General features: G+C 46.0%; 11 protein-coding genes and 1 pseudogene. 4 read left to right on the top strand and 8 right to left on the bottom strand.

Features of this window, described 5'->3' with window-relative positions; all coding sequences use genetic code 11:
• Positions 1-44: 44 nt before the first annotated feature.
• The 3 genes from MKZ13_RS03850 to MKZ13_RS03840 form a co-directional block, all read right to left on the bottom strand.
• The gene (locus MKZ13_RS03850; RefSeq protein WP_036668387.1) at positions 45-1,034 is read right to left on the bottom strand and encodes an inorganic phosphate transporter; all 990 of its coding nucleotides are present in this window, start codon (positions 1,032-1,034) and stop codon (positions 45-47) included.
• A 14-nt stretch (positions 1,035-1,048) separates the two neighbouring features.
• Entirely contained in the window at positions 1,049-1,666 is a 618-nt protein-coding gene (locus MKZ13_RS03845) for a DUF47 family protein (protein WP_221818723.1), read from the bottom strand.
• 317 nt (positions 1,667-1,983) lie between these two features.
• Positions 1,984-3,060 (bottom strand): DUF3048 domain-containing protein, encoded by a 1,077-nt coding sequence (locus tag MKZ13_RS03840; RefSeq protein WP_339181893.1) that lies wholly within the window; start codon positions 3,058-3,060, stop codon positions 1,984-1,986.
• A gap of 339 nt (positions 3,061-3,399) precedes the next feature.
• On the opposite strand from MKZ13_RS03840, the gene MKZ13_RS03835 reads away from it, so the two are divergent.
• Both MKZ13_RS03835 and MKZ13_RS03830 read left to right on the top strand, forming a co-directional pair.
• Complete coding sequence (locus MKZ13_RS03835; protein ID WP_237178137.1) at positions 3,400-3,942, top strand: DoxX family protein; 543 nt, start codon at positions 3,400-3,402, stop codon at positions 3,940-3,942.
• Positions 3,943-4,097: 155 nt separating this feature from the next.
• Positions 4,098-4,310, top strand: coding sequence for a hypothetical protein (locus tag MKZ13_RS03830; RefSeq protein ID WP_017690673.1), 213 nt, complete (start codon positions 4,098-4,100; stop codon positions 4,308-4,310).
• 169 nt (positions 4,311-4,479) lie between these two features.
• Here MKZ13_RS03830 and MKZ13_RS03825 read toward each other — a convergent pair whose 3' ends face one another.
• The 3 genes from MKZ13_RS03825 to MKZ13_RS03815 form a co-directional block, all read right to left on the bottom strand.
• Positions 4,480-5,265, bottom strand: a complete 786-nt coding sequence (locus MKZ13_RS03825) for a class III extradiol ring-cleavage dioxygenase (protein WP_017690674.1) — start codon at positions 5,263-5,265, stop codon at positions 4,480-4,482.
• Between the two features lie 102 nt (positions 5,266-5,367).
• The gene (locus MKZ13_RS03820; protein ID WP_036606057.1) at positions 5,368-6,198 is read right to left on the bottom strand and encodes an alpha/beta fold hydrolase; all 831 of its coding nucleotides are present in this window, start codon (positions 6,196-6,198) and stop codon (positions 5,368-5,370) included.
• A 252-nt stretch (positions 6,199-6,450) separates the two neighbouring features.
• A complete protein-coding gene (locus MKZ13_RS03815) occupies positions 6,451-6,684 on the bottom strand; it encodes a hypothetical protein (protein WP_047840502.1) in 234 nt (77 codons plus the stop codon).
• A 412-nt stretch (positions 6,685-7,096) separates the two neighbouring features.
• Between MKZ13_RS03815 and MKZ13_RS03810 the strand changes: the two genes are divergently transcribed.
• Positions 7,097-7,909: a hypothetical protein gene (locus MKZ13_RS03810; RefSeq protein ID WP_339181887.1), complete on the top strand. Its 813-nt coding sequence runs from the start codon at positions 7,097-7,099 to the stop codon at positions 7,907-7,909.
• A 104-nt stretch (positions 7,910-8,013) separates the two neighbouring features.
• Here the strand turns inward: MKZ13_RS03810 and MKZ13_RS03805 are convergent, their stop codons facing one another.
• Positions 8,014-8,919, bottom strand: coding sequence for an AraC family transcriptional regulator (locus MKZ13_RS03805; RefSeq protein WP_339181885.1), 906 nt, complete (start codon positions 8,917-8,919; stop codon positions 8,014-8,016).
• A 386-nt stretch (positions 8,920-9,305) separates the two neighbouring features.
• On the opposite strand from MKZ13_RS03805, the pseudogene MKZ13_RS03800 reads away from it, so the two are divergent.
• Positions 9,306-10,261: pseudogene (locus tag MKZ13_RS03800) on the top strand (IS30 family transposase).
• Between the two features lie 64 nt (positions 10,262-10,325).
• Here the strand turns inward: MKZ13_RS03800 and MKZ13_RS03795 are convergent.
• Complete coding sequence (locus MKZ13_RS03795; RefSeq protein WP_339181882.1) at positions 10,326-13,493, bottom strand: copper amine oxidase N-terminal domain-containing protein; 3,168 nt, start codon at positions 13,491-13,493, stop codon at positions 10,326-10,328.
• Positions 13,494-13,498: the final 5 nt, after the last annotated feature.

Raw genomic sequence — 13,498 nt, 5'->3', positions numbered from 1 at the left:
AGATTGTCTGGTAACTCCGAATTTGTTCGGGATAACTTCTCTTTTTAGAAAATAATCCAGTACAATAATCCTGCCAGTGCCCCAGTAATCGGAATCGTAATGAACCACGTAATAATAATACGTCCAGCAAGTCCCCATTTCACCGCAGAGAAACGTTTCGCGGAGCCCACACCCAGAATAGCTGATGTGATCGCGTGCGTTGTACTAACTGGAAGGTGAAGCAACGTTGCTGTGAAAATAACGGATGCAGCTGACAGATCCGCGGCAAAACCGTTGATCGGTTCAATTTTAAAGATTTTGGTACCCATCGTTTTGATGATTTTCCAACCACCAATGGATGTACCCAGAGCCATCGCAGTTGCTGCTGAGATTTTAACCCACAGCGGAACATCCAGATTATCCTGCACACCTGCTGCAACCAGAGCAAACGTAATAATCCCCATCGCTTTCTGTGCATCATTCGTACCATGCGTGAATGCTTGCAGTGCTGCCGTGAAAATCTGTACCGTACGGAAACCTTTGTTCACGTTATGCGGACTGCGTTTGGCGAAAATATATTTGAGAATCGTCATGACCACATAACCTATCGCAAATGCGATCAGAGGTGATAATAACAAACCACCGACGATATCAATGAATCCGCTCCATTTCACTTTATCAGATCCTGCGCCAACGAGTACGGCACCTGCAAGGGCTCCAATAAGTGCATGTGAGGATGAGGACGGAATACCGAACCACCATGTAACCAGGTTCCAGATAATCGCTGATATCAAGGTGACTATGACGACCTCTATCCCGTTATCCAGCGTGGTGGGGTCGGTCACACTCCCCCCAATCGTCTTCGCAACACCTGTGAACATCATCGCACCGACAAAGTTCATCACCGCTGCCATAAGAATAGCTCGACGTGGCGTCAGCGCTCGGGTTGAGACCGAAGTCGCAATGGCATTGGCCGTGTCGTGAAAACCGTTGATGAAGTCAAACGCCAGTGCAAGGAAGACGACTATACCTAATACCCAAATCGTTGTTTCCATTATTCTCTGGCTCCTTAAGAATTACGCATAATGATGGATTCAAGCACATTCGCTACGTCTTCACAAGCATCCGTTGTTGTCTCAAGACGCTCGTAAATTTCCTTACGCTTGATCAGTTCAATCGGATCAGACACGGTAGCGAAGAGATGTTTGATACACATGCGAAGCACTTCGTCGCCCTGGTTTTCCAGATCATTCAAACGAATGGTGTACTCACGAATAGCCAGCAATTTTTTCTGGGACAGCAGATGGATCGCCTTCTGAATTTCGTAAGCCGATTGGCGCAAAATTTCAGAGAACTGAACGATAAATTCATCCGGTTCAGTCAATTGGTACATATAGAAACGGGAAGCCGTTGCTTCGAGTCCGTCCAATACGTCATCAAGTGTTGTTGTCAGCTCCATGATGTCATCGCGTTCGATCGGCGTGATAAATGTTTTGTTGAGTTCTGTAATAATCGTATGCACGAAATCATCACATTTCGACTCGTACTTCTTCATTTCATTAGCGAAAAGAGTCACATCCTGAAGGTTGGAAACATGCTGGGAGAAATAATCCGCCGCTTGAACAACCGTATCTGCCATGTTCTCCAGTGTCTCAAAAAATATATCCTTCTTCTTCTTAAGCTTCATAGCTCTATCCCCTTTACGAGAAAAATTGCTGATAACCGATGAAACATGAAATGACAACCTTTGATATCTTATCATATTTGTTTCATGGTTTGTACAAAAGGTGTGATCCTTTTTTATATTCTTATCACATTAATCTGAAATGAATCTTAATTATTTGGAATAATGGTAAATTCAAGTCAAGATTTTACACTGCGTTTACAATTCGACATCAAAATACAGAATCGACACGATTCTACTTTTCACGATAAGGTAAGTTATAATGCCTTTTTGACAACAAAATGGATACATGTTTCATTGTTTTCTTTCATTACATCCTTTTATTGGTGCACAGCCAGCTTCACGTGACTGGAAAATTCCGGTTGATTGGGAACAATGCTGATAAAGGTTTTACCCGGCACAAGAGCAACTTCATTACCACCCTGAGCAAATCGTATAATATCCCCCTGCTTCTTCACCCACTGCCCACGAATCATCTTGCCCTTCTGAAACAACATGGCTTCCCCGCCCTGTTCCAAATTAACGGACAACCGACCTACACTATCGAGCACCTTGTGATCTGCACCTGCCACAATGATGTTCGCTGCGCCAAGTTGAGTGCCATTATCCAGATCCTGATCTGCCTTGCCATTCACCATTCTCATATATCGTCCGCTAACTTCATCATAATCATACGTCACCCGGTAACTATCCAATAAATAATGGATATCGAATTGCTTCACTGCCTCTCCTGCGGATGTCGCGCCTTCTTCGTTATAGATGTATACGGGAGACTTGAAGTCATGGCTATAACCCTTGATATCTGATCCTTCTCTCAGCTTGTCCGCTGAAGTATATAGATTATGCGGAGCTTTACGATCAGAGGAACGCCAGAAATATGGTCCACCATTCGAAATTTCATCCATATGCTGTTTCTGCTGCCTTTGCAAAATGGAATACGCCTCCGGACTGCCTCCGGCGTGAACAAGTACCCCATCATAACTCTCGCCCAGCTCAATCAGATATGGACGTATACTGCGGACAGGTCCAACCGTCTCCGCACCGCCTTCACTCTGGAAGATGGCTATGAAACGGGTAATGCCTCCCTCAGCGAGGACTTCAAGAATGATATCGGCTGAACTAAGACCCGATTGGGGCCGAGCTGCTGGTGCATTATTAATCATTACGGCGAGTGGTCGACGCGTAATCGCTTCATCTACAGGCAGACCCGTCAGAGGTGCTGTATAGAGAGACGTGTTGGATTCCTCCACGTTCTGTTCTTCTTGAACAGGTGCGGGTGTCGGTTCTGGCTGAAGTGGCATATGGGTCGCCTCCTGGTTTTGGCAGGCAACAAGACTCAATGAGAGAATAAAGAGAGATGCAGCCGATGCTGCTTTGTTCCATTTAAAAAGCTTCAATATAGGACCTCCTGAACGATATGGCCTGGTTCTAAGTTGTGATATATGTCTCATGTGGGCAACCATTTCACGTATTTCTTTCCATTTAATCACACCCCATCCGATTTGTCTGCGCCTAGAAGGCCTTGATACAGCGTGTAATTCACATTTGAAACAGTGTATTGCGAGAAAAATATGTCCTAAATGTGAACTTCTCAAACCTTACTTAAAATTTGAACTAGATTGTGATTTTAATCACAAACAAAACGACTTTTGAACTATACAATAAAGACATCAAAGGTGATCACTTAGAAAAAGAAAAAAACAACACACACTAAATTCCATGAAGGAGTGGTTCATATGTTCAGCTTCAACCAATGGCTTAGAGAAAACAAAGTGGCAATGTGGATTTTGACAGTACTTCGGGTGTATATCGGTTATGATTGGATGACTCACGGATGGAGCAAATTGACCGGCGGATTCGAAGCTGGCGGGTTCTTGGCCGGTGCGGTAGAAAAAGCAACAGGTGATCACCCGGCTGTCCAAGCTTGGTGGGCAACGTTCCTTGAGAAATTCGCAGTACCAAACGCAGGACTGTTCGACTTCGTTATCCCACTGGGTGAATTCCTTGTAGGTTTGGGTCTCATCCTCGGTTGCTTCACTACACTAGCAGCACTGATGGCTATGGTCATGAACTTCGCGTTCCTCTTCTCGGGAACAGTAAGCACGAATGCTCAACTGGTTGTAATGGAAATCTTCCTTGTCGTTGCTGGTGCAAATGCAGGTAAAATTGGTCTGGATCACTGGGTACTGCCTTACCTTCGCGGATTGTTCACTCGTAACAACAAAGGAAATCTTCCTAAAGACACACCAACGATTAGCCCTACTCAAAAAACAGCTTAAGCAATCATTCATAGAATTCTCGGCCCTGCTCCCAATCCCCCTGGAGAGCAGGGCTTTTTACTTTTCAAAATCAGCCCGAATGCCTGACTGACTTGCCCATCCACAGAAAATCGTATTATGATGAAATAAAGTTGAACTTCAAAGGAGTACAGGATATGCCGACCCAGCGACGTCTCGAGACCGATGCGGACTTCCAGGAAGCCATGAATATGAAGTATAAGGTTCGAGTTTTTAAAGATAATCACCAGATTGACTCCGGTGGCATCATTATCCGTTTTGACAGCAACACCGTAGTGGTACAATCCAGTGTCAGTGAGCTCGCTTATCATTCGCGTACAGACTGTGAATTGTTCGAAATCCGCAAATAAAGATCTATTGCATGAATAAGTCCTTGTATTGAAAAAAGGTTACTGTAGCCCATCAAGGGTGTACAGTAACCTTCTTTTTTGTTTATATATTGTAATTGTATGCATTAATACACGTTATTCGTACGAAACTGGCTTCAAGCACCATAATCAGGCTGTTGTCTGTTCCAAGTTACACGCCGTCTCCAAACTGCCAGCAGTTCAAACTGAGCGTTCCATAAGGGTAAGACTGGAATAGACGCTTCGCTGATCGGGACATATCCGCTGTACCCATGGCGTAGAACAAAGGTGCAATGTGTTCTGTACCATACGACGGAACCGCCGTACGTGCATGAGGGGCTTTTTTCTCATATTGAAACAGTTCTCTTGTGTTCCACTGCTGCAAGCGCTCCCCGATCCAGTTATCAAACTCCACCGCCCACTCTTGCGGTTCATCCGTATTGCCCAGCAATCGCAAATTGTGAACCGTTCCACCGCTGCCAATGATTAACACATCATCATGCCGCAGCTGTTCCAGCATTCGGCCAATATCATACTGTTCCTGCGGCGTACGCAGTGAGTCTACAGATACAGCAATCACAGGAATGTTAGCCTCGGGATACATATGGAGCAACGGTACCCATACGCCATGATCCAGCCCTCGGCCTCGAATCGGCTGATGTGCCAGATTGCTGCGGGTGAACAAAGCACATATCTCGTTCGCTAAATCTGGCTGCCCAGATGCAGGGTATTCCATCGTATACATCGTAGAAGGAAATCCGTAAAAATCATGCAAGGTCTGATGTGTATCATCCATCGTCACGGACGGTTCAGGACAATCCCAATGCGCCGTAAATACGACAATGGCTTTCGGAGCCGGCAGCCTGTCTCCAAGCTGGTTCAAGAAGTGAGTGTAGTCATTGCTCTCCACCGCCAGAGCGGGAGAACCATGCGCAATGAAAAGTGCGGGTAATGTCATTGCTGCCAACCTCCAGACACGGATAGAATGCTTACTCCTCTATTTTACCCTTAAGAAGGCGCTTTTCCAAGCTGACATCCCAAACAGTTGTAATCCTGCCACTTATATCATCCAGTGCTGCCAATCCTGCTCGATCTTCTGACGTTCGCCAAGCCACTCTCTGGTACGCGTAATCAGCTGTTCCCGCTCTTTACCTGAAGAGAAGGTGTGATCGCCCTGGAAGATGATCTCCTTGTCACAGCGGCCCTCTTGGCGCATCCAGAATACCTTTTGATACAGGAATGCGTAGTCTACAGGAATAATCTCATCTGACGTGCCATGCACGACGAGTACATCTCCGCTAAACTTAACTGCTTCCTGGAATGGCTGTTGTTCAGCTAGGGACTCGAAGAACGTCGGTGTGAATTTGTATCCCAGATAATCAGCCGCACCCAGTTTCACGCCTTCATCGTATACTTCCCGTCCCGTAATCTTCACGATATCATTGAATGGATAACCCACGGAGGACCACATAACCAGGTTTTTGACACGTTTGTCACGTACAGCAGTTAGTAATGCAACGGCACCACCCAGACTATGACCAATCAGCGTAACACGCGTAGGATCTACATCACTGCAATTCACCGCGTAATCCAGCACCGATCGGGTCTGCAGCACCATGGACTCCAGTCCCTCCGCTCCGTACTCCCCACTGCTCTCTCCGCAACCGATATAATCGAAACGCAGGACCAGATAACCGTCTTCAGCCAGCTCCCGTGCAGTCTTTACAAACAAACGATCCACGCCGATCCGGCTACCAACAAAGCCGTGGCAGATGACCGCCAGAGGGACCCGTTGCTGGCTCTTCTCCTCCTTGATATCTTTCACAACCGGATAATGAATCGTGGCTGTTAATTCTTCCTGCCCATGACGGATACTGATCTGACGTTCCATACCGATTTCCCCTTTCACGCTTAGCCTGTTGAGCTTCATTTATTAAATATATATAATCCGATAAGTTTAGTGTGTATTAAGATGTTATTCATATATTATCATCCCGTAACCTTCAAGTCAACGTACGTAAGAATCCTTTCTACGTCGACTGTTATTCTACATTTTATCGGTTGATGACCGCAAAAAAATGAGCCACGCTGATAACAGCTGGCCCGGATATCATTTGGAATTCTAACAAGTGTTGCAGGATCGTTATTCGTAGCTTCTACGGAACATCTCGTGGGTCTCCACCCGCCCATTCCACTCATGCTCATGACCCGAATCACTATTGTCCCAGAAACTTCTTCCCTTCAAATTGCCATCTGTCAGTTCTTCTGCATACTCCGTATCCTCCAGGTTCTCTTCAAAGGATACAACTTCGTCCACGACTCCACGGGAGTTGCTGTTCAGTAGCAGCTTCCGCGTCAATTCTGTTTGTTTATCCATAACAAGCACACTCCAATCTTGGATTTCTGTTGGAAATGCTACTATTGTGATGGAATCGGCTGCTCTTTATGCATCCTTCACACAATCGTTAGATCTGGGAGGCGTGAGGGTATTTTTTTACATGAACAGGGGAAAATAAACGAACAAACATAGGCAGCATATGCCTCGGAATCCTTCTGCCGAAAGGAATGAATTCATGGAACATCTACTGGAATGGATTCAACATCACGGTAAACTGGTGCTGTTATGCACCTGTGTTATACTGGCCTGTGTATGGATATGGGTCCACCATGAGCAGCTTTTTTATAAGGAATAACTTTGCGAAACGAGAGCCCTTCCCGTATACTAAAATACCGTCAGGGTCTTCAGACCATTGGAAGATCAGAACGTGTGTAGACAGGGGGAGCAATCATTGGGGATTTCCTATAAGAAGCTTAAAGAAATACAGAATCGGCAAATAACCGAGATGAGTCGAATGACACCTGAACATGTGAAATTGTATGACCAGATCAGCACAATTGCGCGTCATGCGCCAGCGGACGAGAGAACACAGGAAGAGTGGATACTCTCCGCAGGAAAAGCAATCGTACAGGCTCAGCTGGATAACAAATCCGCTCGCGAGTTATACGGACCTGATCTGGAACAAGACATCCATGCACAGCTCGGGATTACAAATACAGCACCGGAGAAGACGGCTGCCGTTGAGGTGGGCGAATCCAGCCCAACCCGCGGTAATAGTCCAACAGCTTCATCGAAAAAGAATGCCAACGCTGTAGAACCACAGCCAACCGAGAATCCAGAGCCTGTGAAACGGACACCAAAGTGGTATGCCATGATCGCTTGGGCGGCTTTGTCTTTTGTCATGTTGATTCAAGGATGTGTGGGATTGTTCGTGGGTTGGACTGGCGGAGATACGGAGCCTTTCCAACACATCAGTCTGTTCTCTCTGATCATTGCGGCAGTTGGCGGGATCGCATTGGTGGAGATGCTTCGCCGCCTTGCTGAGCGACCCGACGATGAAGGAGCGGACAAGAACACCGTACCTAAGGTTAACCTTAAGGGAATCATCATCTACATCGTCATCGTGGTCCTTGTGCTCTTTGTAGGTTATCCACTGCGTGATAAACTGCCGGTATTTGCACTGGCTCCGTGGGTGAGTGCGGTGATTGGAGTTGTGGGGCTTGCAACGTTAAGACCTTTATTTGGACAAAAGAAAACTGCATAACACGTTATATAAGCGATTAAGGGGCCTTGAGGGTCCCTTTTTCATGTTCTGACGAATTTAAACCCTTCTGATATTAGGTACACGTGACATGGGCACGGGAACGCTCACGAATTCGTGAGGTCTTTTTCCATTTGGAGCTGGTTCCGATGTTTGATTCCTTTGCCAGGTGTCTCTCCAAACTCCCGCTTGAACATCCGAATGAAATAGTTCACTTCCATCCCCACGGTCTCTGCCGCCTCTCGCACACTTGCTCGTGGATGCTTGTCCATCCAGTCCGAAGCCTTCTGCAAACGTAATCGCTGCATATATTGATGCCCTGTCACGCCATAATGCTGGTGAAATAGTCGGTTGAGATGCTGCACCGAATAACCCACTGCGTCAGCAACATGCTTCAATAACAGGTCATCCTGGTAGTGCGTATGCATCAATGCTACTGCTCGGATGAGTGCATCCTTGCTCGGATCGGACTCCCGATTAGAGTGTTTTACAGTGCCATCCTGTGCCCTAGATGATCCAATACCTCCTATGCCGACATCAGATGGAATTTTCGATTGTGCTATATCCAAAATAAGCTGGTAGATAAGGGCTGATGTGTTCCACATCTCCGTTGCTCCTTGATCCAGCGCATGCCAGAGATTGGTCATCCGTGACCAGATGATTTCAAAACCCGAGATATGGTACGGTTCGTTCTGAAGCAAACCCGTGGATTGTAGTACCGATCCAGCCGATGTACCGCCAATACCGATATAACCAAGTTCCCCTTTGGATTTGGTATGAGGCACATACTCATGCGCAATATCGGGTTCCACGATGAATAACTGCCCTGCTCCCATCGTCCATGTCCCTTTTCCCGTTATCTTGAACTGCCCTCCCCCACCGTGTGACAAAAACAACTGATACACCGGAAATCCATTCGGTCTATTCAGAACTTTCTCTTCCTGCGTGCCCACACAATACAGGTACAGCGGCAACCGGGAATCCGGCAGGCCCGTCAAACGAAATGCAAGCATTCCATCATTCCTTTCGGCTCATAGGCTTCTACATAAGGTGAACTAAAGATATTTACACTGGCCACTCCGTTTCATGTAAATGTTAGTTCAATCTATATAGCCAACTTCCCTTTATTATCCAATAATTGGTTCAAATGCAACATTGGTCTAAGGAACCGTTCTGACGACAAATTTTTTATCAAGTGAATTGCCGCGAGGATGTTAAGCGGTGTCTACGCGGGAATATTAAAAACTCCCTTTCCGGTTGGAAAGGGAGTTAATGGCTTTAAATTCGACGGATTGTAATATGAAGTGCGACACCCTACTGAAATAAAAAAATGGCTCACAGCCTGATTCGTGTAGAATGAAAGTTACCACACCAGCATTCACACAAGGAGAATCAGTCCATGAGTTATTCACATCTTAGCATAATCGAACGCAGCAAGCTAGAAATCCTCCACAGACAAGGCAAAAGCTCAAGAGCTATTGCAAAAGAACTGGGGAGACATTCGTCCACGATTTGCCGCGAACTAGATCGTGCTAATTCATCGTATCCCTATCAGGCAGAACACGCTCAGAACGCTTATGAGAAGCGTCGTCAATCCTCTGTTTCTTCAGGTAAATGGTCAAGCACCTTAGCTGCTTCACTGGAGGAAAAACTGAAGGCAACGTGGTCTCCGGAACAGATCAATCAACGCTTCCGTACCGAAGGCTTGCAAGCAGTATCCTTCAAAACGATCTATCGCTGGATCTACGCAGGTCGACTGGTTCAAGGCACGTTACAGGTTCTTCGGCACAAAGGAAAGCGTCAGAAACCCGCAGAAACTCGCGGTAAATTTGCCATTGGCAGATCCATTTCGGATCGTCCCCAAGAGGTTCGTTCTCGTGAAACGTTTGGGCACTGGGAACTGGATACCGTCGTATCTAGTCGTGGGAAAAGTAAAGGATGCATAGCCACGCTCATTGAACGCAAAACCCGTCTATATACCGCCATTCTCATGCCTGATCGCACTGCTCTGTCTATGGAAATTGCGCTTGTGTAGCCATCTCACAGTATCCCACAGGCACTTTCCTCACAGCCACGGCTGACCGGGGAAAGGAGTTTGCATGCTATGCCAATCTGGAAACAAGCCATGACCTGCACGTTTATTTTGCTGATCCATATTCGTCTTGGCAACGCGGTTCCAATGAGAATGCGAATGGATTGCTTCGAGAGTTTTTCCCGAAAGGCACCGATCTCGCTCAAGTCGAGGATGAAGATCTTGCCAGTTCACTAGATCTAATAAACCACAGACCACGAAAATGCTTGGGTTGGAGAACCGCTCACGAATCTTTCACAGAGGAACTGTCGCACTTGGTTTGACAATCTGTCATTCCTAAAAATTAATTACCCAGTATGCGTTTCAACCGCATTTGTCTATCTGGATTCATGAACCTGGCGTAGAGGGGTCTGCAGCAGATGATTGAGTGCCATTACCACCTGAAGTTCCCGCACCCTTATTGTCAGTTCCCTGACCATTGCCAGAAGAAGCTGGCGGAATATCAAATGTTCTTTCTGCACTGACAGATGTATATTTCGTCGATTCACTCACCACTGAGACTACCAAAACTTTGTATTTGCCCGCTCCAAAAGCCATATTATTTGAATCATTGGCGGAATTTCCAATATCCACTATTGCTGTCCCTGAAGAAGTACCACCCGTATCAACAGTTTTTAAAGCTTTCCCAGCAGTTCCTGAACCGCTTCCTTCTTTAACAATGTACACATCGTAACGAATAATCCCTAATTCATTTGGCTTATCGAAACTTACATTGATTAAATTATCAGTTACTTTTGCATCTAAAGCAGTTACCGTTTGCACTGGTGTCACTGTCTGTTTCTTCGCATTAATCGTGAATGTATATGAAGCCAAACTTGATTCACGATTATTGTCGTTTGATTCAGATAAAATATACACTGTGTATGATTTGCCTGCTTCAATTTTTTGACCATTGATATCAGACAGTACACCCGGAAGTGTGGCATTTCCACCAGATGTTTCCACAGATTTTATTGTAGTGGAATTGTTTTCTTTTGCTATATTCTTCGCTACATTGAGCCCAAATGCGCTTCCTGTCGGAGCAATCATAACAACATAACGTCCAATGCCTGCTTTGGAAGCTGGTTCGGTATATCTCAAAGTCACATCCGTTACATCACCAGCTGCTTGATCTTCGTTCTTGAAATCAATTTTAGTAATGGTAACTGCTCCTACTGCACTAGTTACTGACAATTTAACATCTGCATAAGCTGTTGACAGCACATTAGATGAATTACCTGTATTACTTACCGCAAGTACAAATATGCGATAGTTCTCATCATTGCGAATAGTTGTACTATCTGTTGCCTTGGTATCGTCTAAAGTCACCGTGTAATCTCCGCTTCCTCCAGCTTTATTTACCACCTTAAAGTTGGAGTTCCGATTAGCTTCCGACAAATCAAATCCACTCAAGTTGGAAGTTTTGACTACAAATACACGGTAATGGTACACGTTCGTCTCATTCGACGATCGATTAAATGTCACACGCAAATCACGTCCATCTCCGTTATCCGCGATGTCCTTCGCAGTCACACTGGTCGGAGCGGTAACAGCCGTGTTCGCAGTCAGTGTGATCTGAGAAGAATATGAAGACAACGCATTTTGACTTGAGTTTCCGCTATTGCTTACTGACATAACGAATACACGATAGGAAACGTTATTGGAAATAAGGGAACCGCTTGTATCATATGCATTAGGAAGCGTAACGGACAAGTTACCACCCGTTTTGTTCACCTGCGTATAGTTGTTTGACGCATTAGCTGCGCTTAGTGTGAAGCTGCCCACATTAGCGGAACGGACTACATACACTCTATAGGCAGAGATTCTGGACTCATCCGCGGCTTTGTTGAAAGAAACCCGTAGATCACGCCCATCACCGTTGTCACCAATATCCGCAACAGCCAGGTTGCTAATGACTCCCGCGTTACCGGTCGTTGTCAGTCTCAGAGCTGTGGAGGAAGCTGACAGCGCATTGGTGTATCCATTTTGCTGATTGCCCACCGCCATCACAAAGATGCGATAATCTTGCAGATTCGTTACGTTATAACCACTTGTGTCCTTCATGGATGAAGGCAAAGTCGTTGTAATGTTGTTACCTGTTTTATTCACCGTATAGTACAGACTGGAGGATAGGTTACTCGCCGTTGTCAGATTGAAGCTGCTGGCAACCGAGTTGCGTACCACGAAGACGCGATAATTCGCCACCTTGGACTCATCCGATGAACGGTTGAAGCTCACCTGAATATCACGACCATCTCCATAATCCGAGTTATCCTTCACCTGGGTAATTACCGGAGACGTTGCTGTGTTCACGGACAGCGTAAGTGAAGATGATGCTGCGGACAGCTTGCTGTCTGTTGTTGTATTCGTGCTTACCGACAAGATGTAGACCACATACGCTGTACCGCTTTTGATCAATTCGCCGGACGTATCCCGTGTCGAAGAAGTCAACTGGCTTTTCACTGCGGTACTGTTTCCTTTGTATATGATCGTGGAGTTGGCACTGGAAACTTTGTTCGCTGCAGCCAGATTAAATGCAGAAGAGTCCTTCGCTTTAACAACAAAAGCACGATAATACGTAATATTCGATGTTGTGCTCGGCTGCGTGAAGTTAATCTCCAGATCGCGGCCATCGCCATAGTCACTAATATCTGCGGCACGCAGACTTGTAACCGCCTGTACTGTGGATTTCACATTATTGAGCTTCAATGCTTGGGAAGACCAGTTCAATGCATTTTTATAATTATTGCTGCTGTTTCCAACAGTCAGTACATACAGGCGATACGTTTCATTGCTGTTAAGCAAATCCCCGTTTACGTCACGCGTCTGTGCATTAAGTGTCAGTTTCGGGTTGCTGCCATTTGGTGTAACCGATGTATAGTTCGCAGAAGGTACGGCAGTTGCTGAGGACTCCGTAAAGCTATTCACATCGCGTGTTTTCACCAGCATAATCCGGTAAGCAGATACCGCCTTCTCTGAAGTTGGACGTGTGAAGCTCACGGTCAGGTCACGACCATCTCCGTTACTTCCGGATACCGAACCGTAGATGTTCCATGCAGCATATTGTGTCTCATCCACTGGAGGCGTTGCCGTTGTTTTGATATCTACACGCTGATTGCGTGAGTTCCAGAACACTTTCTCTCCAAAAGCTTCACTGACAAAACGAATTGGAACCATCGTGTTACCCTTAATCGTGTTTGCAGGTACATCCAGCGAGATCGCTTCCCCGTTGATGTATGCCGTTTTGGAACCGAGTGTCAATTTAACTTCCTGATCATCGCGAGTTGCAACAATCGTTTTGGTTCTGTTGGTGTACGATACCTTCGCATCCAATCCTTCAAAAATGGACCGAAGTGGAACGAGTACCCGTCCACCTTTCATCACAGGTGCCTGAGCAGATGATAACTCTGCATCATTAATATATATACTGATCCTCGCGGCTGCATCCATGACCGATGTTGGAAGTGCGGACATCAGCATGGCCGATACAGCCAGCGCTGACATTACCTTCTTCACTTGTT

Origin of the sequence: Paenibacillus sp. FSL R5-0701, from assembly GCF_037973995.1 — a bacterium.
Lineage (GTDB): Bacteria > Bacillota > Bacilli > Paenibacillales > Paenibacillaceae > Paenibacillus.
This window is presented reverse-complemented; position numbering and strand designations above follow the sequence as displayed.